Genomic DNA, 26,061 nt, shown 5'->3' on the forward strand with positions numbered 1-26,061 from the left:
AGGATCAAAAAATTAATGCCTGCTGAGCCGTATCGCGATTCGGAGCAGTCGCCATGGTGTGTTTGCGACCTCGAAGAATTATGCATAGAGAAACATGATGAACATCGAGATGGGCTGGGCGGAGGTGGCGTGGCGCATTGCGGCGAACGCATCATTCGTCGTCGAACAGCTCACGCAGGTCGCGGTGGCGTCCGCCACCCATCAGCGCATCCAATTGACGGCGTTCCCGTTTCGTGGGTCTTCCAGTTCCTCGGTCACGGATGATCGCCGCAGGCGCCTCCAGCGGAGTAGGCCGTGGCGGGGAGAAATCGGTATAGGCGCTCTGGGCGATCGAGGCTCCCACTCTTTTGAGCAGGATGCGTTCTACTCGGAGAAACCGATCGAAGCCCGCTACCCGATAGCGCACCTCATCACCGACGCTCACGTGCTGGGCTGGCTTCGCCGGTTCGCCGTTGATGCGCACATGTCCGGCCCGGCAGGCAGCGGTGGCCGCAGAACGTGACTTGACCTGACGCACTGCCCACAGCCACACGTCGATGCGGGCCGAGACTGGCCCGTTCGTCGCATCGGTTCCGTATCGTTGTGGTGAGGTCATCCTAGGACCCTACCGGTGACGGGATACGAGTTGCGAGAGCACCACGACCAGGGCGGCCATCTCGTAGTGGACGTTGTAGGCGCCCAAGGCTGAGTAGGCCATTCGTCCGACCGGATAGTCCCAGATCTGTAGACCTGCCACGATGACGGTCAGCACCGCGACGCCCATCCACATCACGGGGCCGCTCAGCAGCGGAGATAATGTGGTTGCCACCGACACCGTGTTCCGGCCTTCCACATGAGTGAAACCGATCCAGAAAAGGTAGTGCATCCCTTGCATGAAACAGAAGGCGGCATACCAGCCCATGGCGGTCACCGGATCGGCGCCGGGCGGGGCGACGGCCGAGATGAGAGCATTGGTGTGGATCTCTTCGGGCAACAACCGTGGGATGGGCCACGTGGTGATGAGCCTCCCAATCAGCAGCGCTGGGATGACCAGTGCCCAGACTGCGAGAAAACCGTGCACCATCCGGCGGGTGGTCGAGGCGGACCGTCGTGCCCAGTCCCAGACGAGTACGACGGGGACCAGATTGTGGATGTGGGCGGCAGCGAATATCCACCAGCCCAGATGTATCACTCCCAGCACGGTGACCACGACCATGACTCCGGTCAGTGTCCACCGGAGGGTTCCGCGGCACACCAGATGAGCCACCAAGCACATCACCACGCCGGAGGCGATGACCTCGGCACGATGACCAGCAGTGAACCACTGGGTGGAAATCAGTCTGATCAGCGCCATAACCGTCAGCCAAGCCACGATCACTGCCCCACCTCCCGGAGGGATGACCTCTGCCGTACGCCCCACCAGGTAACGCAGCGCGCAGGCGATATGCAGCACACCAACCGCGCCCATAACGAAGACATTCATCTCGAACGGGGCGCACAAGGTCACCCCCAGAATGACAACCGCTGCTCCCGCCCACGGCCACAGCACAGGTGAGGTGTCATGAAGTGTCGGCCCAGTAATCACGGGGTCTTGCGGGGTGCTTGCGGCGCATCCGGAGCCGGGCCGGGCGATCGTTCGGTGGTCGGTGCCGTGGTGGGCCATTCTGAGCTCGGATTGGTGGTGCGAGCCGCCCCGCGGCGTCGTAGCACCACAATGAGCGCGATCGCGGCGATCAGCACCACCAAGGCGACCAACACAAATACCGGCCAACCGTCGGTAAGTTCTTTTGGATAGGAGGGAACGTCCAGCAGCATCGCACCATTTTGGCATGTATAGGGTGTCAGATGCCGTAGTGGAATGGTGCCATGCTCTTTTGGTTGTCGGCTTATCTGCTCACGTGCGCGGTGGAGATCCCGGTGATCTTGCTCGCTTGCCGGGTATTGGGCTGGCCGGTGAGACTCTGGCCCATGGTGGTGATCGGCTGGATGCTGCAGTTCACCCACCCAGTCTTGTGGTTGGTGGCACCGAATACCATCAGTGGTCTGCTGTGCGCCGAGATGGTGGTCATCCTCGTCGAAGGTGCGGCGCTGGGGCAGTGGGCATCCCATCGTCCGGAACTGGGGAACCATCCGGTGAGGTGTGCTGCCATGACGGTGAGCATGGCGGCCAACGCAGCTTCGGTGCTGGTGGGCTTGGTTGCTTCGCAGGTCGTGTGGTGACCACAACGGGAAGCGCCCTGGGGTCGATGCGGTCGTGTGCCTGGGTCTCTAGACTTGTCTGCATGGATCACCGCGTAGCAGACATGTCCCTGGCTGATTTCGGTCGTCGTGAAATCACCCTAGCCGAGCACGAGATGCCCGGGCTGATGGCGATGCGTGAACGGCATGCGGTCAGCAAGCCACTTTCCGGGGCGCGGATCTCCGGATCCATCCACATGACCATCCAGACCGCGGTGCTCATTGAGACCCTGGTGGCTCTCGGCGCTCAGGTGCGCTGGGCTTCCTGCAATATTTTCTCCACCCAGGATCACGCCGCGGCCGCCATCGCTGCAGCAGGGATTCCCGTCTTCGCGTGGAAGGGGGAGACTCTGGAGGAGTACTGGGAATGCACCACTGAGATCTTCCGCTGGCCCGACGGCCAGCTGCCCACGATGATCCTCGACGACGGTGGAGACGCTACCTTGCTGGTGCACAAGGGAGTCGAATTCGGTCGTGATGTGCCACAGCCGGGACCCGATGACTCCACGGAGTACAAGGTGATCTTGGAACAATTGCGCCGCACCAGCGATGTTGACTGGAAGGCCATCGCTGACAACCTGCTGGGCGTTACTGAGGAGACAACCACCGGCGTGCACCGACTCGTTCAGATGGCTGCCCGTGGGGAACTGCTGTTCCCTGCGATCAATGTCAACGATGCGGTCACTAAGTCGAAATTCGACAATGTTTACGGCTGTCGTCACTCGCTTCCCGACGGGATCAACCGGGCCACCGACATGCTTGTTGGTGGAAAGACCGCGGTCGTCTGCGGGTATGGTGAAGTAGGCAAGGGCTGCGCCCAGGCTCTGCGTGGCCAAGGGGCCCGGGTGCTAGTTACCGAGATCGACCCGATCTGTGCCCTGCAAGCTGCGATGGATGGCTACCAGGTGGTGCGTCTCGACGATGTCGTCGACCAGGCAGATATCTTCATCACGGCCACCGGATGCTGCGATGTGATCTCCGCCGGGCAGATGAGCCGCATGAAGCATCTGGCTGTGGTCGGGAACATCGGCCATTTCGACAACGAGATCGACATGGCCGGGGTAGAGAACTGGCCGGGGATCCGTCGCGAGAACATCAAGCCCCAAGTCGACGTGTGGCATTTCCCGGGTGGTAACGGCATCATCATCCTCTCTGAGGGACGCCTGCTGAATTTGGGAAATGCCACCGGTCACCCATCCTTCGTTATGTCGAACTCCTTCACCGATCAGGTACTTGCCCAGATGGAGCTGTACATCAATCACGAGGCCTACCCGGTGGGGGTGCACGTGCTGCCCAAGAAGCTTGATGAGGAGGTCGCCCGGCTCCACCTTGACTCGTTGGGAGCCAAGCTGTCGACGCTGACCACCATGCAAGCAGACTACTTGGGGATCAGTGTCGAAGGGCCTTACAAACCCGACACCTACCGCTACTGACACCCTCGCTCGTGGGGCCACCATCGCGATGGACGCCACGAGCGAGCCAGCATCTCACGCGATACTTCCGACCAGTTTTACCTCCCGTTTGGCGGATCGCTTGGGCTGGTCGCCCTGCTTCTGTGAGATACGCCGCAGTGCAACCGGCTGCCAGCGAGTCACCACTCGCCAGCACCACTCCAGCGGCCCGTAGGTGAAGTGAGCGAGCCACCAGCGGGAGACCAAGTTCTGAGCGACGAGGATCGTTACCGCCACGCCGAGGGCGGGCAGCACCGTGGTGCTCATCCGGAAATCGAGGGCCTTGCCCGCCAAAACGGCGAGTAGGCTGGCGCTCACGTAGTTGGAGAAGGCCATCCGGCCCAGCGGGGTGAACAGCATAGTCAGCACGTTGCGTGCCCGGGTTTGCCACAGCAGGGACAGGGCACAGATGTAGAGCACCGTCATGATCATTCCCGCATCGCCGCCTGCGGTGGTGAACCGGGGATCGCCTGGTTGGCTCACCTGCCAGATCAACGCCGGGATGCTCAGCGCGAACGTGATCCACAAGCCGGGACGGGTTCCCCGCCCGGCGGTCTCCAAGCGTTGCGGCAGGTCATATGCCGCGCAGGCCGCTCCCAGGCAGAACATTCCCGGCAGAGCGGCTGACCCGCCACCGATCATGAAGGTCACCAGCGTGCCCGCAAGGCCGATCGCCAGCAGGATGCGGCGTGAGCAGCACAGCACCAACGGAAGAACGATCAGGCCGAAGATCGCGTATTCACGCAGCACCTCGCCGGGGTAGACCAAGGAATGCAGCATCCCGAAACCGAATAGGGCGACCATGCGTCGCATCAGCTGTGGCCAGGCCCGCTCACCGCGGGAACGCAAGCTGCGGGTGATCAGCCCCATCGAGATGCCGAACAAAAACATGAAGATTGGCACAAATCGGCAACTGACTAGGTAATACAGAACCTGCTGTGCTGGTTCTGTATTACCTGCCACGCGGGCAGTGGTGTCAAGACCATCGCCTAGGCGGGTGATGTCGCCGATGTTGACCAGCAGGATGCCCGTGATGGCGAAGCCGCGGAGCATGTCGAGGAAGGGGATGCGTTTGGTGTTCATGGGAGCAAGCTAGGAGATAAAACAGCGCGCTGGGGCCGGATTCCTCTCGGGGAACCACTGGTTGGTGACCTAATCCACCCCAGGGTGGAATCAGTCGCCATGGGGTGGGGATCCGACGGTCCATCTGCCTAGTCTCGTGACGAAGGAGGCCCGGATGACCTACACATCACGATGGAACTGGAACCTGATTAGCCACACCTTGATGGCGGTCGTCGTGGTGCTGGGTGCCATTCAGATCGTCGTCACCGATCAAGTTTTTTCCGTGGACATTCTCATTCCGGTCGCGCTCGGCATCGCGGTAGCCAATGCCCGGGCGTGGTGGGTGTGGCTGGTGCCGATGATGATCGGGATCGGCATCGCCTGTTTTGACTGGACCAAGGATGAGCTCGGTGTGGTTTCGCACGAGTTGCTCATGAAGGATCGTCTGATGGTGCTCATCTCCTTGGTCTCCACTGTGGGGGCGGCTGTGGCGGTGGGCCTGATAATCCGGGTCAACCGGCGGCTCCACCAGATGCGTCGTGATGCCCTTGAAGCCGAGCATGAACAAAATCTGCGGGCCGCCGTGCTGGGCGAACGAAGCAGGATTTCCGCAGAAATGCACGATGTCGTGGGCCATGGACTCGCCCTGATCGCCGTCGCCAGCGAAGCTGCTAGATATCTCGCCCAGGCCCCCGCCGATGAGGTGGATCTCGGCACCGGGGAACGCTTGGTAGAAATCGGTAATGCCTTAGACCAAATACACGCCACCGCAGTGCGATCCTTGTCCGAGACCCGGACTTTGGTCCATGCACTGGGTGAGGGCACCGCGGTCACGGGGGTGGCCCCGGGGCTCGCCGATATACGTGAACTGGTGAACAACGCCTGCCAGGCCGGTCAACGTGCTCGGGTCATCATCGCGCGGGAGGTGGACCTGCTCGATATCGGGATCCCGGCGCAGACCGCGATGTACCGGTGCGTCCAGGAATGCCTTACCAATGCGTTGCGACATGCTCCTGGAACAATATTGCGAGGATCGCTTGAGGTGCAGGATTTGTCACTGGTGTGGCATGCGGTCAACCACACGGATGCTCTCGCCATCGCCGAGGGTAGTGGCGTGGCAGCCATGCGGCAACGGCTGGCGGCGGTGAATGGTTCGCTGGATGTGGGCCTCGCTGATGGGGAGTTCGTCCTTGAGGCTCGGATCCCACTGAAGGAGGAACGATGAGCACATGGCGATTGCTGCTGGCCGATGATCAGGCGATGGTGCGCACCGGTTTCCGGATGATGCTCGCCCCGCAACGCGACATGGCCGTCGTTGGGGAGGCCGCCGACGGCCTGCAGGCGGTTCAGCTAGCTGTCGACCTCAAACCTGATCTGGTGCTCATGGATATCAGGATGCCGAACCTTAATGGGTTGGGTGCCACCGAGCAGATCCTCAACCGGTGTCCCGCAACGAAGGTGCTCGTGTTGACCACTTTTGACCTGGACGAGTACGTGATCCGAGCTCTGAACGTGGGGGCCTCCGGCTTCCTGCTCAAGGACGCTTCGGCCCACGAACTGCTGGCGGCCGTGCGCGCGGTGTGCGGTGGTGATGCCGTCGTCGCGCCTTCGGCAACCAAACGCTTGCTGGACAGGATGCTCCCGATTGTGATCGGGGATGGAGCCTCGCGGCTGGCTGCCGCAGGGTTGAGCGAACGTGAATGCGAGGTGCTCTCCCTCATCGGTCGTGGCCTGTCGAATCCCGAGATCGCTGACGAATTGGTGCTCGCTGAATCTACCGTGAAATCCCATGTCCATGCCCTGTTGGCGAAGACCCGCAGCCGGGACCGGGTGCAACTGGTGATCCTGGCGATTGAGAGTGGACTGGTGACGCGCGAGTCCTGAGCTCCGTGCTCATCCGAGCCGACCATTCTCACGGAGAAGGGTCACCTTATTCCATTATCAGTCGTCTGCAAGCGGTTGCTATTCCTCATAATGGCAGGATTATTGTATGAGACATCTCGAGGCTGAGGTCGTCGTCGTCGGTGGAGGATCCACCGGGGTCGGGGTTGCCCGTGACGCTGCCATGCGCGGATTCCGTACCATCTTGTTGGAACGTGCGGATTTGGGGCAGGGAACAACCTCACGGTTTCACGGGCTGCTACATTCGGGCGGGCGATACGTCGTCTCCGATCTTGGATCGGCTACCGAATGCGCCCAGGAGAACGCGATTCTGCGCAGAATCCAACCTCACGCCATTGAGGATACCGGCGGCTTCTTCGTCGTCACGCCCGATGATGACCCGGCCTTCGCCGATGACTTCCTGGCGGGGGCCGCTAAGACGGGGGTTCCCGCCACCGAGATCCCGGTCGCCGAGGCCTTGCGCCGGGAGCGGCTACTCAACCCCGGTATCAAACGGGTGATTGAGGTCGCTGACGGCTCGGTCGACGGATGGGCCCTGGTATGGAGCGCAGCACGCTCTGCGCAATCTCATGGAGCTCAGGTCCTCACCTATCACCGGGCAACCGGCATTCAGGTGCGTGACGGACGCGTGGTGGGAATCAGCGCCCATGACGTGAAGAACGATGAGCAGGTGCTCATCGACTGCTCCTTCATCCTCAACTGCGCAGGGCCTTGGGCGGGTCAGGTCGCTGCCCTGGCCGGATGCCACGACGTGAACGTCATCCCGGGGGCGGGCATCATGATCGCGATGAATCACCGGTTGGTGAATACAGTGATCAATCGGTGTGTATACCCGACCGACGGAGACATTCTCGTGCCGGTGCACACCGTTTCGATCATCGGCACTACCGACGTCAAGGCCGACGATCCGGACAAGCTGACCATCCCGCGCGACCAGGTCCAGCAGATGATGGATGCCGGTTCGGTGCTCATCCCGACATTCCGAGAACACCGGGCTGTGCATGCCTGGGCTGGGGCCCGCCCGCTGATCAAGGACGACCGGGTATCGAGCAGTGATACCCGCCACATGTCGCGTGGTATGGCCGTGCTCGACCACGACACCCGCGACGGTATCAAGGGGATGCTGACCATCGGTGGCGGCAAGCTCACCACCTACCGACTGATGGCCGAGCACATTGTCGACGCCATGTGCGAGCAACTGGGGCAGACCCGGGAATGCACCACTGCAACCGAACCGGTTCCCGGCGAGGCCGACGGGAAGCTGTACCACGTCACCCACCGGCTCCATGAGCGGGAGAAGAACCGGCTGGATGAACAGACCATCTGTGAATGCGAGCTGCTGGCCAGGTCACAACTGGTCTCGGCGATGAAAGAACAACCCCTGGGCACCATGGACGACTGGCGTCGCCAAACCAGGCTTGGCATGGGGCCTTGCCAGGGTGGATTCTGTTCGACCCGGGCTGCAGGGATCGCCGTCGCAGAGGAGGTTGTCGACCATGAACGGGCTACGGGCCTGCTGCGATTGTTTCTGGCGAACCGCTGGATCGGGCTGTGGCCGATCCTGGCCAACGACCAAGTGCGGCAAGTGGCTCTGGACCACTGGATGTTGGACGGAACGATGAGCGTCGGTCATCTGCCTGCCCTCGAAACGGAGATCAAGCAATGAGGATCATCGTCATCGGAATGGGGCCGGCCGGTCTGAGCGCGGCCTTGCGTGCAGTGGAGGCCGGGCATGACGTACGGCTGATCTCAAAGGGAGAGGGTGGGTTCCAACTCTCCCAAGGGACTCTCGACGTGCTCGCCAGCCTCGACGGTCACCAGATCGACCAGCCTCTGGTTGCCATCGCATCCCTCGGTCCTGAACACCCCTATGCAGGGATCGGCGCCGACAGGGTGCGCGAGGCTGTGAACTGGGCAGCCGAAAGGATCGGTCCGGAACTCCTCGTGGGTTCGGCGGAACACAATCTGGTACTGCCGACGGCTGTCGGGGCGATGCGCCCCACCGCCTTCGCTCAGCCCTCCATGGTGGCCGCGGCAGCGACGCGCGAATATGCCGTCGTCGGGGTGCGCCAGCTCAAGGACATGCCAGCCGAACTGATGGCTGGCAATTTGGGCGCCGAATCGGCTTGGATCGACCTGCCAGCCCGTGCGGGGGAACAGGACCCGACCTCGCTCACCTATGCCCGTGCCCTGGAGGATCCCGAGTTTGCCGATCGCTTCGCCGACGCGGTGGCCAAGGCTGCGCCACCAGGTGAGGTCATCCTGCTGCCGGGAGTACTCGGCACCCGGCCGGGAACCTGGCGCAGGATTAGGGACCGCATCGGCCGGGAGATCGCTGAGGTCCCGCTAGTGCCGCCGTCGGTGCCGGGCATCAGACTGCACGACGCCATGGTCGCGGCCATCCGTGCTGCCCATGTGAAGGTCGTCATCGGCTCCCGGGTGGTGGGCTTTGAGGCCGACGGTGACCGGCTGTCCGGAGTACGAGTCGGTATTGCGGGCCGCACCCGGACCTTTGGGGCCGACGCAGTGATCCACGCCCCGGGTGGGTTCTCCTCTGGTGCCTTGGATGTCGACTCCTACGGGAGAATCACCGAGCGGGTGTTTGGGTTGCCACTGACTGCCGACGATGCCACCGGCCTCATCACCCCCAGCTGGTTCGATCCCCAGCCATTGTTCGAGGTGGGGGTACGCGCCGACGTCCACGGGCGCGCCGTCAATGCTGACAACGAGCCGGTGTTCCGCAATCTGTATGTGGCCGGCGACATCATCGCCGGTGCCCAACGGTGGATCGAGAAGTCGGGGGAGGGCACTGCCATCGCGACTGCCCTGCGTGCCGCCGACGGTCTCGCGGAAGGAGCATGATATGCCCACCCTGCGTGAACGCCTTAACAACGAATTGGACCGGGTGACCCTGGACCATTGCGTCAAATGCACCCTGTGCGAGCAGAACTGCCCGGTCGCCCCGGTCACCGACCTGTTCTCCGGGCCGAAATTCGTCGGTCCTCAAGGAGAACGGTTCCGCAACGAGTTCTCCGTCGACCATTCGATCGACTACTGCTCGTCTTGCTCGACGTGCACTGTCGTATGCCCGCAGGGAGTCAACGTCGCCGAGATCAACTCGATCGGCCGGGCCTTGATGCGTGAGGAGACTGGAATCCCGCTGCGCGACCGGCTCATCGTCAATACCACGATGATGGGCCGGATGATGACCCCGGTCGCTCCCGTCGCAAATGCCGTGCTTAACAACAAACTGGCCCGGGTCGCGATGGAGAAGGTCATCGGGGTTCACCGTGCCGCGGCGATGCCTACCGCCCGTTCCCAGTCCTTTCGCAGCTGGTGGCGTAAACACACCCCTGCCAAACCTGCGACCCGCGGGCCAGTGGTCTTCTTTCACGGTTGTGCCGGTGGCTATTTTGAGGTGGAAACCGCCAAACAGACCGTCGAGGTCCTGGAGTACATCGGTTATGAAGTGCTGGTGCCGAAGCAGTCGTGCTGCGGATTGGCCGCGCAGTCTAACGGGTTGTTCGACCAAGCGAGTGCCTCGGTGCGCAGCTTGGTCGACCAACTACGCTCGGCAGGTGAGGATCTACTCATCATCTCCAGTGCCGGTTCCTGCGGCGGTATGCTGCGTCACGAGGCCCGCAAGATTTTGGGCATCGATGACCCGGAACTGGCAGATGTCGGCCTGCGGATGCGGGACATCAGTGAGTTCCTGATGGATCTGCATATGGCGGGGGAACTGCCCACCGATTTCGCCGAGATCGCCATGCGGGTGCCCTACCATCAGCCCTGTCAGGTGCGTTCTCAAGGAATGGGGATGCCCGCTGCGGATCTGATGAGGTTGATTCCTGGACTGGAGGTGGTCGAATCCTTCGCCACCTGTTGCGGCATCGCCGGAACCTACGGGCTGAAGAAGGAGAAGTACGAGATCGGTCAGCTTGTCGGGAAGGACCTGTTCGAAATGGTGGAGGCAACCAACCAAGGTTATGCCGCCTGCGATACCGAGACCTGCCGCTGGCAGATCGAGAAGTCGACGAAGGTGACCACCGTCCACCCGATCTTCTTCATCCACAAGGCCTACGGTCTTGCCAGATGACGGTCCCGGGATCGTCACGGGAGATCCTTGCCCTAGCCATCCCAGCTCTCGGAGCACTACTCGTCGAGCCTGTATTGCTGCTCGTTGACTCGGCGGTGGTGGGGCACTGGTCGACCGATGCTTTGGCAGGGCTGGGGCTGGCTCAGACTGTGCTGACCACCGTCGTCGGGCTGTGCGTCTTTTTAGCGTACTCGACGACGGCCTCTACCGCGCGGGCAGTTGGGGCCGGGAATTTGTTCCGGGCCATCCGATCGGGCATCTCCGCGATCTGGTTGGCGGTATTCATCGGAGTGGTTGTCACTGTGATCATGTTGGTGGGAGCCCAATGGATCGTGGTCTGCTTCGGCACTTCCCCGCAGGTGGTTAACGAGGCGGTTGCCTATCTGCAAGTGTCGAGTGTCGGGCTACCTGCCATGCTCGTTGTTCAGGCAGCCACAGGTATCATCCGCGGGTTGCAGGACACTCGGATGCCACTGTTTGTGTCGAGTGGGGCCGCTGTGGTCAACATCCCGCTGTCGGTCTGGCTCACTCTGGGGCTTCGCTGGGGCGTCGTGGGTGCGGCTACGGGAACCGTCATATGCCAGTACGCGATGGCGGTGTTGCTGGTGGGTGTGGTCGTAGGGCACGCGCGCCGACTGGGAGTTGGTATTGGCCCGGATCGCTCTGGTGTCGGCGGTGCCTGGCGTGACGGTTTGCCGCTGCTGGTGCGTACAGTGATGCTGCGCATTGCGCTGATCCTGCTGGTCGTCGCTGTGACCCGGCTGGGAACCGTCGTTCTGGCCGCCAACCAGATCATCATGAGCATCTGGGGATTCTTTGCATCCGGCTTGGATGCCTTGGCGATTGCCGCCCAGGCGCTTACCGGGAAATATCTCGGTGGCTCTCAGGCACACCTCGCCCGGGCTACCACCGCGCGGATGACCAGATGGGCGGTGACCGGGGGAATCGTGATGGCGGTTGTTGTCGGGGCGGTGGCGGTGGCCTGCCCCGCAGTGTTTACCCCCGATATCGAGGTACAGCACGCGATCCGGATCGCCTTGGTGGTGGTGCTCGTTGGTCAGCCACTCGCCGGATATGTCTACATCCTCGACGGTGTGCTCATGGGAGCTGGGGACACCCACTATCTGGCGAAAGCCGGGGTAATCAACTTGGTGGGCTTCCTTCCCGTCATCCTCCTCGTCATCGCCCGGGGGCCCACGGGCGTCGTTGGGTTGGTGAGCGTGTGGATCTGCTGGGTCTTTTGGTATATGGCTTGGCGCGGGGTCACACTGCGGCATCGCATCACAGGTGAGCAATGGATGCGCTTGGGGCAGTGATGTGACGGTGCCCGGGATTGGTGCCGTGCGGCGAGATCACTGGGGCGGTGCCCAAGGGCTGGGCATCCCAGCTTAGCGATCGGGTCCCTTGTCCTTGCCGGGTTGGAGGGATTCCCAGATCTCCTTGCACATCGGGCATACCCGGAAACGCTCGGGGTTGCGGGTCGGTACCCACACCTTGCCGCACAGCGCGACCACCGGGGTGCCGTTCACTTGGGCCTCTAAGAGCTTTCCCTTGGGCACGTAGTGCGAGTAACGCTCCTCGTCACCTTCCTGGTAATCCTCCTGGATCCGTTCCCGGGTGATGGTCTGCGAGCCTGGTGCGAGTGTTGCCATGGTTCAAGTGTCGCACGTCGGCATGCGACCGGGATACTGATCTGGTGAACAGCACCTCTCCCGAAGACAAACAAACCATGTTGGTCGCATCCCTGCTGGGTATGGCGCTGTGCACAGCCTTCGAGGCCTATGGCACGATCACCGCGATGCCGGTGGCTGCGGAGGAACTTGGCCACGTTGACTGGTACGCGTGGGCATTCACTGCCTTTCTCATTGCCCAAGTGGCAGCCATCGTGATGTCGGGGCGCATCGTCGATCGGTCCGGACCGGTGATTCCTCTGATCATCGGCTCGGCTGTCTTCATCGCGGGGCTGTTGATGGCCGGATTCGCCCTCTCCATGCATGTGCTGCTCACCGCGAGATTCGTCCAGGGACTGGGAGCCGGAACCACCAATGTGGCTTTCATGGTGGTGGTCGCCCAAGGGTTCGGTAAGGCCCGGCGGGCAACAGTGATGTCCATGTTGTCGTTCTGCTGGATGCTGCCGAGCTTTGTCGGACCAGTCGTCGCTGCCTGGTTGACTGAGACTTTCTCCTGGCACTGGGTATTCCTCGTTCTGCTCCCAGTTCTGCTCATCATGATGGCAGTCGGCTGGCGGCCATTGATGACGCTGCGTGCACGGTGGACACCGAATGAGTCCAGCGATCCGGTGCCGGTGTGGGCTGCTGTGGTGGCAGCCGGTGGCTTGGCGGCGGTGCAATACGCGGCGCAACGCTTGGGAGCCGCCGCGGTCATCGCCGTGATGGGGTTGGTGGCACTGTGGGTCTCGGTTCCACGACTCATGCCGCCGGGATTCCTGCGGGTTTCCCGTGGCCTCGGTTCGGTGATGTGGACCAGGGGCCTGGGAGCCGGCGCCTTCTTCGGGGCGGAGACGTTCATCCCCCTGCTGCTGCGTTCCCAGTACGATTTCTCTTTGTCTCAGGCAGGAATGTTCTTGGCAGTTGGGGCGGTGAGCTGGGCAGCCGGATCATCGGTTCAGGCATCTGCCCGGCTCAGGATTCGCCGCGATGTCATCATCACCAGCGGTGTTGCAAGTCTGACCGGTGGTTTGTTGATCAACTGCGTTGCGGTGTGGGGAAATCTTCCTTGGCCGCTGGTCGCCATTGGTTATGCCATGGGCGGGCTCGGGATGGGCCTCAGTGTGTCGAGCACCTCGCTGGCCAACATGCAACTCTCGGAGCCACAGCAGATCGGGCGCAACACCTCGTCGTTGCAGGTTTCCGAGGGGCTCGGCAACTCTTTGGTGACGGGCCTGGTAGGTGCCGTCTTCGCCGTCCTGCACGGCGTCGCCGTGACGACGGTCACCTTCGGTGCGATCCAGTTACTGGCGCTGCTTGCCGCCGGGGCAGCAGTGGCGGCGTCGTTGCGCATCGGTGCAGTGCGCAACGAATCATCCGGAGTGGGTTGAACGGGAATCCTGGCTCACAGTGGATTCAGCGGTAGGTACGGATCACCTGGGAATCGTCCTCAGTCAGCAGGTCCATGTCGGCGGCCAGCCGGTAGCGCTGGTTGGCCGCCTCAGCCAGCGGTACCTGGGCACGGCAGCGGTGTCCTGTATGGACCACCATTCCGGCATCCTTGACGAAGATCCCGATGGAGTTGTGCACCTCAATCTGGCCCAGGGCGAGCATCCGGGGCCCGCGATCCGAGAGCATCCGTGATCCGGCGCCTCCGTTTTCGACAGCCCGAAGTGCTTTTTCGGGATCCAGCCCCATACGGTCCGCCAGGTTGAGGGCTTCTGCGGCCGCGGCGATGTGGATGGCACACAGGTGCTGGTTGACCAGCTTGAAGGCCTGGCCTTCGCCGATCCGCTCGCCAACAACATTGCGGGGGCCCACAGCATCGAGAACATCCCCCAGCGCTTCGATGTCCGAGGGGGCTCCGGAGGTGAACAGGGTCAGAGAGCCGGTTCCGGTGCCCGGGATATCTCCGGACACCGGGGAATCGATGACCATGGCCCCTGCTGCCTGCAGCCGCTCGGCCTCGGTGCGTACCGAATCCGGGCCGACGGTGGACATGATGATCCACCCACTGCCATTCAGATCCTGTTCCAGCGCATCGTCAACCAGACCGGTCAGCTGGGTAGGGGTGGCGACCATTACGACCACCGTTGCCAGCTCGTCGACCTCGGACATATTGGTGACCATCGATTCGATCCGTGTACCTGCTGCACGTTCGGCTGCTTCGGGTCGGGGATCAACCCCGGTCACCCGATGACCTGCCTCTGCAATCCGGGCAGCCACCGGCAAACCGATGGCTCCCACTCCGATGAAGGTGATGTTGTCGCTCATGATCCCTCCTGGGGACGAGGTGTCCGGCCAGTATAGGAAGCTGTGGGAGCACTCAGGTGAGGAACATGATGGTGAACAGCACTACCGTGATGAACAGCAAGGCCACACCACCGACCACGATCAACCAGTAGGTCTTGGAGTGGGATTCCCTGGGTTGCTCGACCTCATAGGTCCCACGCCCGAGATAATTGTCCAGCATCTCTTGGGGGGTCTCCGAACGCGGCGCTACCTGTCCGATGGAGTGGGCGGAACTCCATCCGCCGGAACCCGCGAGGGAGGAAGTGCCGGTGACCAGAGAAGGACCCCATCCATTCGGATCCGAACCATAGGACACCGGCGCCGGGGCAAGGGGGTGTTCGGCGCCCAATGCAGCCCAGTCGGTTTGGGAGGTCGCGACGTTGCCTCCTGGAAGCACGTCGGCCAGGGCATCGAAGGCATTGGCCAGTTCCAGGGCGCTTGCCGGGCGCATCCGAGGATCCGGTGACAGGGCCGCCGACATGAGGTCATCAAGCATCGGAGGGGCCCCGATGCCATCCGCGATCGGGGTGACTCCGACCGACCAGTTGCGGACCAGGAGATCATTGAGCGTCTTGATCGGGAAGGGCGGATGCCCGGTCAGCATCGAATAGGTCACTGCGGCCATCGAGTACACATCCACCCGCTGGTCTAGATATCCGCCGGTGGCCTGCTCATAGGCCATAAAGGCAGGGGTGCCCGCGGTCATCGTCGATTCCTGGCGCTCCACCAGCGATTTCGCTACACCCAGATCGGCGATCATAACCCGCATCCCCCTCGAGGAATGCTGCATCAAGATATTGCCCGGGGTGATGTCGCGGTGGATCACATTATTGCGGTGCAGTACCTCAATGCCCCGGGCAGCCTCGGCGGCCAGCCGCAGCGCTCGTCCGGAAGCCGGAGGATGCCTACGCATCTGTTCGAAGGAGCCGGCGTCGGCGAAATCCATGACGAAATAGGGGCGGTCGTCCTGGGTAGTGCCGATGTCGTAAACCGAGATGACCCGCTCATCCTGGAACCGGCGCAGCATCCGCGCCTCGGCCAAGAACCGTGAGCGTACGTCAGGATTCGTCGACCAGTTCTCGGCAAGGACCTTGATCGCCACGGTCACGTCAAGATCGGGATCGCGTCCCTTGAAAACCGTGGCGAACGAGCCCGCGCCGATGCGTTGACCGACTTGGTAGCGCCCGATCTGTTCCATTCAACCCCCAACCTTGTGCCCGGGGTGAGGCGCCCCAATTGTTGCACGTGTCAGGATGAATGCGTGAGCGAATCAGAAGACACCGATCGGATGTTGCCACCTGCCGGTTGGTACTCAGATCCTGTGGGCTGCCAGGGATACCGCTGGTGGGATGGGACAAGTTGGACCAATGACACCCGCGATGCCGCGTCCACCCCCGTTGCACCGGCTGCCAATCCTCACCGTGCCGACGCTCCGCTGCCGGGATCAGCTCCTGCCATCCAGCCCCGGCCTTTTGCTGTCATTCCTGGTCCGGCAACCGCTGATGGAGTTCCGCTGGCCGGTTGGTGGCGCCGGGCGGGCGGTTTGGCGATTGATGCAATGGTAGTGGGGATGCTCACGGCCTTGGTTTTCTGGCCCTTCTCGGCAGATCTCGTAGAGGGCCTCAACCGCTTCATGGACGATGTGTGGCGATCTGCGCAGACCGGTGGGCAGACCCCCGATCCTTATGCCACCACCTACGGGTTGGGTGCCAGCATGCAGCAACTCACTCTCGTGCAATTGGTGGTTGGGTTCATCTATTCGGCGGGAATGCAACTGTGGCGCTCGGCCACCCTCGGCATGCTCATCCTTGGCATGAGGGTGGTGCCCCTTGATCGTGGTCGGGAGCACCACGGTCTGCCGATGCGTGAGGCACTGCTGCGCAACCTCCTCTACCAAGCATTGTCCCTCCTGACAATCACAGCGCTACTCAACGGGGGCATTCCGCTGATGAACCCACGACGACAGGGGCTGCATGACATGGTTGCGCGGACCCAGGTGGTGCGCATCAGATAGGGTTATCCATGCCTCCACGTCGACCCTGAGGATTGGCATGAACGCAGAACAACTCCACGTATTAGCGGAACGACTCGGAATAGCCACCGAGTACTGGGACTGGAAGGGGCGTCACGTTCCGGTTAGCCATGAGACGATCATCAAGGTGCTGGCCGCGATGGGCATCCACGCGCATACCGATGAGCAGGCCGAGGCTGCCCTCCGCGAGATTGACATGCGCCCTTGGCGTCGTGGGCTACCGCCAGTCGTGGTGGTGACCCAAGGGGAACAAAAACACATGGAGGTCCACGTTGCCCACGGTCATCCCGCCCAGGTGCGGCTCAAGCTCGAGGATGGGGGTATCCGCTACCTGGGACAGTGCCAGCACGACGTGCCGCCTCGCGAGGTGGATGGTGAACTGATTGGGGAGGCCTCTTTCCAGATTCCCGGCGATCTGCCCACCGGTTACCACCGCCTCGAACTGGTCTCCGACGACCGTCAGGCTGAGGCCACCCTCATCGTCACCCCCCGCTACTTGGGCTTGCCTCCGCGGCTCAATGGCCGACGTATTTGGGGATATGCTGCTCAACTCTACTCGGTGCGTTCCAGGAGATCTTGGGGCATCGGTGATCTGACCGATCTGGCGGATTTATCGGTATGGTCGGCCACCCAGCAGTACGCCGACTACGTGCTGATCAATCCGCTTCATGCGGCCCAGCCCATGCCGCCGATGGACATCTCGCCGTACCTTCCCAGCTCGCGGCTGTTCTTACACCCGATGTACATCCGCCCGGAAGCGATTCCCGAGTACGGGGAACTCAATGATGACGCCCGCGCCGCGATCAACCGGCTGCGCACCGATCTGGAACAGCGGCTGACGGATACAGATCTCATCGACCGGGACACTGCCTGGCTGGCGAAGGTCGCCGCGCTGCGGATTATCCATGATGCAGGCCTTCGCCCCGCTCGCCAGATGGCTTTCGCCGATTTCCGCCGCCGTCAGGGCCGCCGCTTGCGCGACTACGCCACGTGGTGTGTGTTGTGCGAGAAATTCGGCAATGACTGGCGCACTTGGGCGGAAGAACTGCGTCGCCCCACCTCCCCGGCCGTTGCCCGGATTCACCAGGAGAACGCCAAGGAAATCGCTTTCCATGAGTGGGCCCAGTGGGTTGCTTGGGAGCAGTTGTCCGATGCCCAGCAGGATGCGGTGGATGCCGGGATGGGGATTGGCATCGTTACCGATCTTGCGGTGGGTGTCTCGGGAGCCTCCGCGGACACCTGGATGATGAGTGATGTCTATGCCCACGGCATCAATGTGGGCGCCCCGCCGGACGGCTACAACCAGATGGGCCAGGACTGGGGTCAGCCTCCATGGCGCCCCGACCGGCTTGCCGATACCGCCTATGCCCCCTTCAGGCAGATGCTCCAAGTGGCCTTGGGACATGCCGGGGGAGTGCGCATCGACCACGTGTTGGGAATGTTCCGGCTGTGGTGGGTTCCCTGGGGCGGAACCGCCAAGCAGGGAACCTATGTGCGCTACGACCACGAGGCTCTGGTCGGTATCATCATGCTGGAGGCTCAGCGTGCCGGGGCCTTTGTCGTCGGTGAGGATCTCGGGACCGTCGAACCGTGGGTCAGGCAGTACTTGGGTGCTCGCGGCATCCTGGGCACTTCGGTGCTGTGGTTCGAGCAAGACGACCAGGGTGTGCCGATCCCTCCAGAGCAGTGGCGAGAACTAGCGATGGCTTCGGTGGTCACTCATGATCTACCACCGACCGCCGGGTACTTGGCCAAGGACCATGTGCAGTTGCGTCACAAGTTGGGGCTGCTCATGGAATCGGTGGAGGCCGAGGAGGCAGCCGCCAATGCGGAGCAGGCCGCCTTCCTGGATGTTCTTGAGGAACGTGGGTTGCTGGTTCCTGATGCCGACATCGATCTGGTTGAGGAACAAATGCTCGGGCTCTACCGCTATCTGGTGCAGTCGCGGTGCAAGGTGCTGAATGTTCCCCTGGTCGACGCGGTGGGAGACCGCCGGGTGCAGAATCAGCCGGGAACGTGGAAAGAGTACCCGAACTGGCAGATTCCGTTGTCCGGACCGGATGGCAAGACCCTCCTGTTAGAAGATGTCTTCACCATGGCCCGGCCGATGCGGATGGCCGGGGTGCTGAACGGGTTCACCCACGTCCCCCAGCCTTGGAGCCCCGACCAGGACTGATCAGGACATTCGGGCGGTAAAGTCTCAGTGGGTGATCAGCACTCGTGCAGCTTCCAACTCGGCCACGACCCGGGTTATTGCTCCTGGATCGACGGCTGCACACAGTTTCAGGTCGACGGTGGTTAGGAAGCCCAGACGTGCCGCATCTAAGGCGGTGGCCCGCACGCAGTGATCGGTGGCCAGCCCGACGATGCTCACCGCAGTCACCCCACGCTGCTGCAACCAGGACTGCAGTCCGGTGCCGTCGGCGTCAACGCCCTCGAAACCGGAATATGCGGCTTGGGTGGCTCCCTTGTCGAAGACGGCGTCGAAACCGATCTCGGCGACAGCCGGGTGAAATTGCGCCCCTGGTGTGTCGGCGACACAGTGTGGTGGCCACGAATCGACGAAGTCTGGGGTCTCGCTGAAATGGGAGCCCGGGTCGACGTGGCTGTCCCGAGTGGCTACGACCAGATCGAAACCGTGACCGCGGGCCCGGCGTAGATCCTCCCCGATGTATTGGGCGATGGCCCGAGCGACCTGCTCGCCCCCGGTCACAGCGAGGGCTCCCCCCTCGCAGAAATCGTTCTGCACGTCAACGACCACAAGTGCGGTGCTCATATCTCTCCTCCCGTGGGATTGCCGACGGTTAACCTCAAAGATTGGCAGGTGGTTTGCCCGCCAGATAGACATTGGCTCGTTCATCCCCGGTGCTGTCCACGTAGAGCGTGGGGATGGCCTGCTCGGCCCGTGAGATCTTCAGGCCGGTCTTCGGCAATTCTGCGCGGGCTCGCTCGTGGCGCTCCCGGGCCACCGACAATTCCTCGGCCCCGACGATCTCGCCGTCCCTCACGAGATCGACCATTACCATGCGGTCGTTCGAATCCGCGCGCGGGGTGATATCGATGCCGATCACCTCTGCGGTTGCCTTGCCATCGTCGCCGATCTGACGCTTCACGGTCTTGCGTCCGCCGATCGTGGATTTGTTGGTGGATCTCTTGGCCACTGGGACCTGCAGAGCATCCGGATCGTCGGACTGGGCGCGGGCTACCAGCTTGTAGACCATTCCGGAAGTGGGATGCCCTGAGCCGGTGACCACCGAGGTGCCCACTCCAAAGCCGTCAACGGGTGCCCCGCGCAGGGCAGCGATCTGGTACTCGTCGAGGTCACTGGTGACGATGATCCGGGTTTTCGTCGCACCGAGGGAATCCAGCAGCTTGCGCACTCGACGCACCTCAGTCGACAGATCACCCGAATCCAGGCGTATGCCGCCAAGTTTGCCACCGGTTAATTCAACGGCTGTGTGGATCGCCTGGTCGACATCGTAGGTGTCGACCAGCAAGGTTGTGTTCTCACCCATCGAGTTCAGCTGCGATGCGAAGGCATCCTGTTCGGAGTCGAACAACAGAGTGAAGGAGTGGGCTGCCGTCCCGGAGACCGGGATTCCCCAGTGCCGACCAGCTTCCAGCACCGAGGTGGATGCGAAGCCTGCGATCCATGCAGCCCGGGCCGAGGCCACCGCAGCCCACTCGGCGGTTCGGCGCCCGCCCATCTCAATGATCGGGCGGCCCTCGGCGGCCAAGGTCATCCGGGAGGCCGCCGAGGCCACTGCGGAGTCGTGGTTAAAGATCGATAGCATGAGGGTTTCCAGGACTACCGCTTCGGCGAAGCTGCCCTCGACGACTAAGACCGGCGAGCCGGAGAAGAACAGTTCACCCTCCCCATAGCCGCGGATGGTTCCGGAAAAGCGGTAACCGGCCAGCCACTGGGCCAAGGCGTCGTCGGCGACTCCGGCCTCCGCGAGATAGGAAATCTCCTGGTCGCCGAAACGAAACTCGGCGAGGGCCTCCAGTGCGCGCCCGGTACCGGCGACCACCCCGTAGCTGCGTCCCTGGGGTAATCGGCGCGGGAACAACTCGAAGGTGCAACGACGATCGGCGACCCCGGAGGCCAGGGCTGCCCGGATCATCGTCAGCTCGTACATGTCGGTCAGCAGCGCGGTCGACGTCATGCGCACAACATTACCCAAGACGGTTTGAACCAATGGGCCAGAATGGAGGTCATGGTCGGACCAGCACAAGAAGGGATCACCGGCGGTGGCACAGCAGTTGAGGATCGCACCGACGCAGCGGATCCTGCAACTCACGGTTGGGTGACCGTGGTCTGGGACGACCCCGTCAACCTGTTTTCCTACGTCATCCACGTCTTCTCCAGCTACTTCCATTACCCCAGGGAAAAGGCTGAACACCTCACGATGCAGGTCCACATGGAAGGAAAGGCCGTCGTCGCCATGGGCAGTCGCGAGGCAATGGAACGTGACGTTCAGGCCATGCATAGCTACGGGCTGTGGGCCACCATGAGTAGGAATGACTAATGCAGGCATTCCGCAGGATCTCGGGGAAACTGGTCTGCGATTTCGATGACACTGAACGACATGTGCTCTGCGGGCTGGTGATCTCCCTCATTGAGGTGCTGCTGGACGCGGTCCCAGGATGCACCGGCCCGGGTACCGACCGCATCACCGATACCGATGATCTCTTCGCCCAGTTGGAGCGCGAACTGATCACTAGCGATGCTTTCTGTGGAGATCCGAATCCCGATCCTCTGCTGGGGCGATTGTTCCCCGATCCTTACCCGGATGATCCCGCAGCCTCCGCAGATTTTCAGCGTTATACCAAGGTCGCTCAGCGTGATCAGAAGGTGAACGACGCCCGCATCATGCTGGCTGACCTGCATGCCATCACTGACGGGCGGTGCGTGGTTGAGATGGATAATGCCGACGCTTGGTTGAAGACCTTGTCCGCGGTGCGTCTGGCGTTGTCCATCCGGCTGGAGGTGCGTACCGCCGAGGACATCGATGCGCTGGCCGAGTTGGATGCGAACGACCCGATGAGTGCGGTTGCCGCGATCTTTGACTGGCTGGGCTTCGTCGTCGAATCCTTGGTGGTCACCTTGGAGTAATGCACGAGCGCTGGACTGTGGGCAGGTGGGAACTGCTACTGCGGCAGAGTTCGTTGTCTATCCCGCTCGTCGTGACCTGGATCAGGAGTAATCCGTATCGAAGAATTGACAGTAAATCGATGCGGACCTGCTATAAGTAGCAGGCATTTTCAAATAGCATTTTTGTTACACCGTCTGTGCGGAAGTGGGTGAAGTCAAGTGAGATTAAAGGTGTTCAGCGTAGTGAGACCGTGTTCGCGCTTGTCATCCTCCCTGCGATTGAGCTACTGGGACCGGAAGTCCGGGCCTTCTGGAAGTTCGTCACGGGGCTGCTTGCGTGGCGAGGAATCAGGTGGGATTCACAATGGTGAGTGTCATGGCAAGGAATGCTCACACCCACCTGGGAACCTGTCCACGGTTACCAAGGCCAACCGATTCCCTTGGCTGCTATGACCACCGTTGGGCACCGACGCCCTACAGTTGGTCGGGTGAGAATCAACGCCCCGATCGGAATCTTCGACTCAGGCTTCGGAGGACTGACGGTGGCACGCGCCATCGTCGATCTCCTGCCAGATGAGGACATCATCTATCTGGGCGACACGGCCCGGACCCCCTATGGACCCCGGCCCATCGCCGAGGTCCGTGAATTTACCTTGGAATGTCTCGACTGGCTGGTGGGACAAGGGGTCAAGGCTTTAGTCATCGCCTGCAACACTGCTTCCTCAGCTGCTCTGCGTGATGCCCGCGAGCGCTACGACATTCCGGTCATTGAAGTAATCCTCCCTGCGGCGCGCAAGGCGGCCACGATCTCTCGCAACGGGAAGGTGGGGGTCATCTGTACTCAGGGCACCGCGAATTCTCGGTCCTACGATGACGCGCTGGTGGCTTCTCGCGCGAAATTGTTCACCCAACCCTGCCCGCGTTTCGTGGATTTCGTGGAAGCTGGGATCACCAGCGGAGTCGAACTCCTTGAGGTTGCCACCGATTATCTGACCCCGCTCAAGGATGAAGGGGTTGACACTCTCATCCTGGGGTGCACGCACTACCCGCTGTTAAGTGGGGTGGTGTCCTTAGTGATGGGTGAGGAGGTCACCTTGGTCTCATCCTCCGATGAATCTGCACGGGCTGCCTATGCCTTGCTCACTCGGCGCAACCTGGTGCGCACCGAACCCCACGTCGCCACGCGGCGCTTCGTCACCACCGGTGATCCGAAGGCCTTCGAGGGACTCGGCCGACGGCTGATGGGTGGATTCGTTTCCGGCATCGAATCACTCCACCTGGATTGAATTGATCGAACGGTGGGTGCGGTGCCTGGGCCCGCACCCACACCGTGGATCACACGACGCCGCGTACCGGAACCAGCTTCTTCACCCGGTCGTTGATCTCCTCCAGAACGTGGACGTAGACCTTTCCGGTGGCCCGGGTCAAGCCCAGCTCGCAGGTCCGGTTACAGGACAAGAACAGGTCCGCGTGCATCTGGGCGACATCGTGGGCTTCATCCTGCGTTGCGGTGGCCGTCAACTCCTCGTGCAGCAAGCCACGGTCACCGGCGAAGCCGCAGCACCGCCAACCATCGGGAACGCGAGCCTCATCGGCCACTAGCTTGGCCAGGGTCATCAGGGCGTCGTTGACACCCATCCGGGTCGAGGAGCAGGTCGGGTGCAGTACTGCCAGTTTCGCCTTCGGCAACTCGGGGAGTTTATCGATGATGTGACTCACCGCGAACTCAGTTGCGTCGAGCACCGTGGCCTCGGTCACCCCCATGTGGGACAGGGCGATCTCAATGCCCTCGGAGCAGGATACCGAATCACACACGATGGGTAGCCGCCAGTTGTCCGTCGCCTTGCGCAAGGATTTAGTGAGCCGTTCGTCCATGATGCGTTCACCGGGACGCATCCCTTTCGACTTCCACACCGTGCCACAGCACAGCGAGGAGATGTCGTCGGGGACCCGCAGCTTCACCCCGGTACGTTCGCACAGCTCCCGCAGGGCTTGGTCGGCTCCTTCCTTGTTTTCGTGACCGGTGCCGAACATAGTGCCCACGCACGCAGGCATGAATACCGCATCCGGGTAGTCGCAGTGGATCGGGGAACGACGCCGACCGCCACCGGGAAGCTCGGAGGTGACGGTGGGAACCACGTCGGTACCCAACAACTTGCGGGCAGCCCCAGTAGCACCGCGCACCAGTGGTGTGGGAAGCACCTTCACTGTCGACATGCCGATCGATGCGACCCCAGTAAACGGTCCCCAGACCTTCGCTGCTGCGGTCCAGAAGCCACTGACTGGCTTGCTGCGGCGCTCGGCACGAAGGTCACGGACCAAATCCGCGGTGTTGATCTTCATCGGGCAGGCCGTTTGGCACATGCCGTCAACCGCGCAAGTCTGGACCACCATGTAGTCCTCTTCCTCGTACAGTTGCCTGGCCATCTCGCGGTCACCGCGGGCCTCGGCATCTGCGATGGCACGTTGGATGACGATGCGTTGCCTTGGGGTGGTGGTCAGGTGTTGGGAAGGACATACCGGCTCGCAGTACCCGCACTCGACGCAACTGTCGATCAGCGGACGCACCGGGTTGGTCTTCTTGATGTTCTTCAGGTAGAGCTTCGGATCCTCGGTGAGTACAGCCCCCGGGTTGAGTACCTCGGTCGGGTCACAGGCCCGTTTCACCGACCACATCGCCTCGTAGAGCTCATCGCCGTACTGGCGGTGGACGAATGGGGCCATAATCCGACCGGTTCCGTGTTCAGCCTTCAGGGTTCCCTGCTTGTCGAGGATGAGCTCGACCATGTCCTCGGTGAAATTCTCGTAGCGTCTCATCGACTTCTCACCGTCGAAGTCCTCGGTTACCAGGAAGTGGATGTTGCCGTCTTTGGCGTGACCGAAGATCACCGCGCCCTCGTAGCCGTGTTTGTCGAAGAGCACCTGGAGATCGGAACAGACCCCGCCCAAGGTGGGCATGGGTACCGCGATATCTTCCAGCAGGGGAGAGGTGCCGGCTGGTCGGTTGCCGGCCACCTTGGTGTACAGCCCATTGCGCATGACCCACATCTGGTTGCGTCGGCCAGAGTCCTGAGTGAGTTCCGGGTCCATAGCCAGATCGAATTCGCCGAAGTGCACTGCGCCCTTGTTGGTGCGGGCCTCCAGTTCTTCGGAGGTGTCACCCTGATACTCAACCAGCAGGGCCGCCTGCTGGTCGACCTGGAATCCGGCGGGTAGCACGGCCGATGCCTGGTCTTGCACCGCAAGGATCGATCGGCAGTCGAGTAACTCGACGACGTCGGCCCCGGAGTACACCAAGGTGGGCAGGGCATCGGTCGCGGCCTGCAGGGAATTGAAGATCAGCAACCCGGTGGCGGTCTTCGCATGGATGGGCACCGTGTTGAACGTGGCCTCGGCGACGAATCCTAGGGTTCCTTCAGAACCGATCATCAGGTGCTCAAGGATTTTTACTGGCTCATCAAAGTCGATGAAGGAGTTCATCCCGTAGCCCATGGTGTTCTTGATGGCGTAGCGGCGCTCAATGTCGGCTCGCACCTCGGGGCGACGCAGTTGATCACGCAGGTTGAGCAGGGTGAGGTAGAGCCCGGGCTCGGAACTCTTGAGCTGCTCGTCGGCATCCTGGTCTGCGGTGTTGATGACGGTGCCCGAGGGTAGGGCGAAGATCATCGAGTCGAGGGTCTTGTAAGTATTGGCGGTCACCCCGCAGGTCATCCCGGAGGAGTTATTGGCGACCAAGCCACCAATGGTGCAGGCGATGGAGGAGGCCGGGTCTGGGCCGAGCTTGGTGTGGTGGTGGGCTAATCGCGCATTGACTTGCGCAATCGTTGCGCCCGGTTGGACACGCACCTTGCGACCCTGATCGAGCACCTCAATTCCGCGGAAGTGTCGTCTGGTGTCCAGGCATAGGCCTTCGGCCATGACCTGACCCGACAGCGAGGAACCGCCACCGCGGAAGGTTAGGGGCCAGTTGCAGCGAACGGCCAGGGCCATTGCCAAGGCGACTTGTGTTGCATTCGTGGGCCGAGCGACGGCCTGGGGAATTTTGAGGTAATGGGATGCGTCAACCGCCAGGGCGAAGCGCTCAAGGGCTCTGGTGGTGACTTCGACGTCGGAGCCGAGGGCTGCCGCCAGCTGATCGACGTGCGACTGCGGTGTAGTGCTGAGGATGGAGCGGGAGCTGATCGCCGTCATGAACTTCTCCTGGAGTGAGGGTCAAGCCACGGTGTCCGAGCCACGCCAGTGCGAAT

24 protein-coding genes are annotated in these 26,061 nt (G+C 62.1%); 14 read left to right on the plus strand and 10 right to left on the minus strand.

Features of this window, described 5'->3' with window-relative positions:
• Positions 1-151: 151 nt before the first annotated feature.
• The 3 genes from HMPREF1531_RS08445 to HMPREF1531_RS08455 are packed head-to-tail and all read right to left on the minus strand — an operon-like array spanning position 152 to position 1,794.
• Positions 152-595: an RNA-binding S4 domain-containing protein gene (locus HMPREF1531_RS08445; RefSeq protein ID WP_016669527.1), complete on the minus strand. Its 444-nt coding sequence runs from the start codon at positions 593-595 to the stop codon at positions 152-154.
• Between the two features lie 9 nt (positions 596-604).
• Positions 605-1,528, minus strand: a complete 924-nt coding sequence (locus tag HMPREF1531_RS08450; protein WP_156860227.1) for a hypothetical protein — start codon at positions 1,526-1,528, stop codon at positions 605-607.
• 32 nt (positions 1,529-1,560) lie between these two features.
• Positions 1,561-1,794 (minus strand): hypothetical protein, encoded by a 234-nt coding sequence (locus HMPREF1531_RS08455; protein ID WP_016669529.1) that lies wholly within the window; start codon positions 1,792-1,794, stop codon positions 1,561-1,563.
• 51 nt (positions 1,795-1,845) lie between these two features.
• On the opposite strand from HMPREF1531_RS08455, the gene HMPREF1531_RS08460 reads away from it, so the two are divergent.
• On the plus strand, positions 1,846-2,199 hold the full coding sequence (locus tag HMPREF1531_RS08460; RefSeq protein ID WP_016669530.1) for a hypothetical protein: 354 nt from the start codon (positions 1,846-1,848) through the stop codon (positions 2,197-2,199).
• 62 nt (positions 2,200-2,261) lie between these two features.
• Positions 2,262-3,650: an adenosylhomocysteinase gene (ahcY, locus tag HMPREF1531_RS08465; RefSeq protein ID WP_036897589.1), complete on the plus strand. Its 1,389-nt coding sequence runs from the start codon at positions 2,262-2,264 to the stop codon at positions 3,648-3,650.
• Positions 3,651-3,704: 54 nt separating this feature from the next.
• Here the strand turns inward: ahcY and HMPREF1531_RS08470 are convergent, their stop codons facing one another.
• On the minus strand, positions 3,705-4,751 hold the full coding sequence (locus tag HMPREF1531_RS08470; RefSeq protein ID WP_016669532.1) for a DUF418 domain-containing protein: 1,047 nt from the start codon (positions 4,749-4,751) through the stop codon (positions 3,705-3,707).
• Between the two features lie 154 nt (positions 4,752-4,905).
• Here HMPREF1531_RS08470 and HMPREF1531_RS12970 point away from each other — a divergent pair, with 154 nt between their 5' ends.
• From HMPREF1531_RS12970 to HMPREF1531_RS08500, 6 genes are all read left to right on the plus strand, one after another.
• Positions 4,906-5,955: a sensor histidine kinase gene (locus tag HMPREF1531_RS12970; RefSeq protein ID WP_016669533.1), complete on the plus strand. Its 1,050-nt coding sequence runs from the start codon at positions 4,906-4,908 to the stop codon at positions 5,953-5,955.
• On the plus strand, positions 5,952-6,614 hold the full coding sequence (locus tag HMPREF1531_RS08480) for a response regulator transcription factor (protein ID WP_016669534.1): 663 nt from the start codon (positions 5,952-5,954) through the stop codon (positions 6,612-6,614). Before HMPREF1531_RS12970 ends, HMPREF1531_RS08480 begins: the two co-directional genes overlap by 4 nt.
• Positions 6,615-6,720: 106 nt before the next feature.
• Positions 6,721-8,298 carry an anaerobic glycerol-3-phosphate dehydrogenase subunit GlpA gene (gene glpA / locus HMPREF1531_RS08485; RefSeq protein ID WP_016669535.1) on the plus strand — a complete coding sequence of 526 codons (1,578 nt, stop codon included), beginning with the start codon at positions 6,721-6,723 and terminating at the stop codon, positions 8,296-8,298.
• Complete coding sequence (glpB, locus tag HMPREF1531_RS08490; RefSeq protein ID WP_016669536.1) at positions 8,295-9,494, plus strand: glycerol-3-phosphate dehydrogenase subunit GlpB; 1,200 nt, start codon at positions 8,295-8,297, stop codon at positions 9,492-9,494. The genes glpA and glpB overlap by 4 nt, the downstream gene beginning before the upstream one ends.
• 1 nt (position 9,495) lies before the next feature.
• Entirely contained in the window at positions 9,496-10,728 is a 1,233-nt protein-coding gene (locus HMPREF1531_RS08495) for an anaerobic glycerol-3-phosphate dehydrogenase subunit C (RefSeq protein WP_016669537.1), read from the plus strand.
• A complete protein-coding gene (locus tag HMPREF1531_RS08500) occupies positions 10,725-12,044 on the plus strand; it encodes an MATE family efflux transporter (protein ID WP_016669538.1) in 1,320 nt (439 codons plus the stop codon). The genes HMPREF1531_RS08495 and HMPREF1531_RS08500 overlap by 4 nt, the downstream gene beginning before the upstream one ends.
• Positions 12,045-12,116: 72 nt before the next feature.
• Here the strand turns inward: HMPREF1531_RS08500 and HMPREF1531_RS08505 are convergent, their stop codons facing one another.
• Positions 12,117-12,380 carry a DUF3039 domain-containing protein gene (locus tag HMPREF1531_RS08505; protein WP_016669539.1) on the minus strand — a complete coding sequence of 88 codons (264 nt, stop codon included), beginning with the start codon at positions 12,378-12,380 and terminating at the stop codon, positions 12,117-12,119.
• A 44-nt stretch (positions 12,381-12,424) separates the two neighbouring features.
• On the opposite strand from HMPREF1531_RS08505, the gene HMPREF1531_RS08510 reads away from it, so the two are divergent.
• Positions 12,425-13,786, plus strand: coding sequence for an MFS transporter (locus tag HMPREF1531_RS08510; RefSeq protein WP_016669540.1), 1,362 nt, complete (start codon positions 12,425-12,427; stop codon positions 13,784-13,786).
• 25 nt (positions 13,787-13,811) lie between these two features.
• Here the strand turns inward: HMPREF1531_RS08510 and HMPREF1531_RS08515 are convergent, their stop codons facing one another.
• Both HMPREF1531_RS08515 and HMPREF1531_RS12975 read right to left on the minus strand, forming a co-directional pair.
• Positions 13,812-14,669: an NAD(P)-dependent oxidoreductase gene (locus tag HMPREF1531_RS08515; protein ID WP_016669541.1), complete on the minus strand. Its 858-nt coding sequence runs from the start codon at positions 14,667-14,669 to the stop codon at positions 13,812-13,814.
• 52 nt (positions 14,670-14,721) lie between these two features.
• Entirely contained in the window at positions 14,722-15,885 is a 1,164-nt protein-coding gene (locus tag HMPREF1531_RS12975) for a serine/threonine-protein kinase (RefSeq protein ID WP_016669542.1), read from the minus strand.
• Positions 15,886-15,948: 63 nt separating this feature from the next.
• On the opposite strand from HMPREF1531_RS12975, the gene HMPREF1531_RS12980 reads away from it, so the two are divergent.
• Both HMPREF1531_RS12980 and malQ read left to right on the plus strand, forming a co-directional pair.
• Entirely contained in the window at positions 15,949-16,701 is a 753-nt protein-coding gene (locus HMPREF1531_RS12980; RefSeq protein ID WP_016669543.1) for an RDD family protein, read from the plus strand.
• Between the two features lie 31 nt (positions 16,702-16,732).
• Positions 16,733-18,895, plus strand: coding sequence for a 4-alpha-glucanotransferase (gene malQ, locus HMPREF1531_RS08530; protein WP_442852412.1), 2,163 nt, complete (start codon positions 16,733-16,735; stop codon positions 18,893-18,895).
• A gap of 24 nt (positions 18,896-18,919) precedes the next feature.
• On the opposite strand, the gene HMPREF1531_RS08535 is transcribed toward malQ, so the two are convergent.
• A complete protein-coding gene (locus tag HMPREF1531_RS08535) occupies positions 18,920-19,495 on the minus strand; it encodes an isochorismatase family protein (protein WP_016669545.1) in 576 nt (191 codons plus the stop codon).
• Positions 19,496-19,529: 34 nt separating this feature from the next.
• Entirely contained in the window at positions 19,530-20,885 is a 1,356-nt protein-coding gene (locus HMPREF1531_RS08540) for a nicotinate phosphoribosyltransferase (RefSeq protein ID WP_036897593.1), read from the minus strand.
• A 51-nt stretch (positions 20,886-20,936) separates the two neighbouring features.
• Between HMPREF1531_RS08540 and clpS the strand changes: the two genes are divergently transcribed.
• The 3 genes from clpS (at position 20,937) to murI (ending at position 23,100) form a co-directional block, all read left to right on the plus strand.
• The gene (gene clpS, locus HMPREF1531_RS13690) at positions 20,937-21,248 is read left to right on the plus strand and encodes an ATP-dependent Clp protease adapter ClpS (protein WP_036898828.1); all 312 of its coding nucleotides are present in this window, start codon (positions 20,937-20,939) and stop codon (positions 21,246-21,248) included.
• A complete protein-coding gene (locus HMPREF1531_RS12985) occupies positions 21,248-21,835 on the plus strand; it encodes a DUF2017 family protein (RefSeq protein WP_016669547.1) in 588 nt (195 codons plus the stop codon). The genes clpS and HMPREF1531_RS12985 overlap by 1 nt, the downstream gene beginning before the upstream one ends.
• Before the next feature lie 428 nt (positions 21,836-22,263).
• Complete coding sequence (gene murI, locus HMPREF1531_RS08555) at positions 22,264-23,100, plus strand: glutamate racemase (protein ID WP_051123418.1); 837 nt, start codon at positions 22,264-22,266, stop codon at positions 23,098-23,100.
• Positions 23,101-23,149: 49 nt separating this feature from the next.
• Here murI and HMPREF1531_RS08560 read toward each other — a convergent pair whose 3' ends face one another.
• Positions 23,150-26,005, minus strand: coding sequence for an FAD-binding and (Fe-S)-binding domain-containing protein (locus HMPREF1531_RS08560; RefSeq protein ID WP_016669549.1), 2,856 nt, complete (start codon positions 26,003-26,005; stop codon positions 23,150-23,152).
• Between the last annotated feature and the right edge of the window lie 56 nt (positions 26,006-26,061).

The sequence above is a fragment of the Propionibacterium sp. oral taxon 192 str. F0372 genome (genome assembly GCF_000413315.1).
Taxonomy (GTDB): domain Bacteria; phylum Actinomycetota; class Actinomycetes; order Propionibacteriales; family Propionibacteriaceae; genus Brooklawnia.

Bases quoted from the DNA above. Each gene is read 5' to 3' on its own strand.
- HMPREF1531_RS08445 (WP_016669527.1), bottom strand. From the start codon at position 595: ATGACCTCACCACAACGATACGGAACCGATGCGACGAACGGGCCAGTC.
- HMPREF1531_RS08455 (WP_016669529.1), bottom strand. From the start codon at position 1,794: ATGCTGCTGGACGTTCCCTCCTATCCAAAAGAACTTACCGACGGTTGG.
- HMPREF1531_RS08460 (WP_016669530.1), top strand. From the start codon at position 1,846: ATGCTCTTTTGGTTGTCGGCTTATCTGCTCACGTGCGCGGTGGAGATC.
- ahcY (WP_036897589.1), top strand. From the start codon at position 2,262: ATGGATCACCGCGTAGCAGACATGTCCCTGGCTGATTTCGGTCGTCGT.
- HMPREF1531_RS08470 (WP_016669532.1), bottom strand. From the start codon at position 4,751: ATGAACACCAAACGCATCCCCTTCCTCGACATGCTCCGCGGCTTCGCC.
- HMPREF1531_RS12970 (WP_016669533.1), top strand. From the start codon at position 4,906: ATGACCTACACATCACGATGGAACTGGAACCTGATTAGCCACACCTTG.
- HMPREF1531_RS08480 (WP_016669534.1), top strand. From the start codon at position 5,952: ATGAGCACATGGCGATTGCTGCTGGCCGATGATCAGGCGATGGTGCGC.
- glpA (WP_016669535.1), top strand. From the start codon at position 6,721: ATGAGACATCTCGAGGCTGAGGTCGTCGTCGTCGGTGGAGGATCCACC.
- glpB (WP_016669536.1), top strand. From the start codon at position 8,295: ATGAGGATCATCGTCATCGGAATGGGGCCGGCCGGTCTGAGCGCGGCC.
- HMPREF1531_RS08495 (WP_016669537.1), top strand. From the start codon at position 9,496: ATGCCCACCCTGCGTGAACGCCTTAACAACGAATTGGACCGGGTGACC.
- HMPREF1531_RS08500 (WP_016669538.1), top strand. From the start codon at position 10,725: ATGACGGTCCCGGGATCGTCACGGGAGATCCTTGCCCTAGCCATCCCA.
- HMPREF1531_RS08505 (WP_016669539.1), bottom strand. From the start codon at position 12,380: ATGGCAACACTCGCACCAGGCTCGCAGACCATCACCCGGGAACGGATC.
- HMPREF1531_RS08515 (WP_016669541.1), bottom strand. From the start codon at position 14,669: ATGAGCGACAACATCACCTTCATCGGAGTGGGAGCCATCGGTTTGCCG.
- HMPREF1531_RS12975 (WP_016669542.1), bottom strand. From the start codon at position 15,885: ATGGAACAGATCGGGCGCTACCAAGTCGGTCAACGCATCGGCGCGGGC.
- HMPREF1531_RS08535 (WP_016669545.1), bottom strand. From the start codon at position 19,495: ATGAGCACCGCACTTGTGGTCGTTGACGTGCAGAACGATTTCTGCGAG.
- HMPREF1531_RS08540 (WP_036897593.1), bottom strand. From the start codon at position 20,885: ATGACGTCGACCGCGCTGCTGACCGACATGTACGAGCTGACGATGATC.
- clpS (WP_036898828.1), top strand. From the start codon at position 20,937: ATGGTCGGACCAGCACAAGAAGGGATCACCGGCGGTGGCACAGCAGTT.
- HMPREF1531_RS12985 (WP_016669547.1), top strand. From the start codon at position 21,248: ATGCAGGCATTCCGCAGGATCTCGGGGAAACTGGTCTGCGATTTCGAT.
- murI (WP_051123418.1), top strand. From the start codon at position 22,264: ATGACCACCGTTGGGCACCGACGCCCTACAGTTGGTCGGGTGAGAATC.
- HMPREF1531_RS08560 (WP_016669549.1), bottom strand. From the start codon at position 26,005: ATGACGGCGATCAGCTCCCGCTCCATCCTCAGCACTACACCGCAGTCG.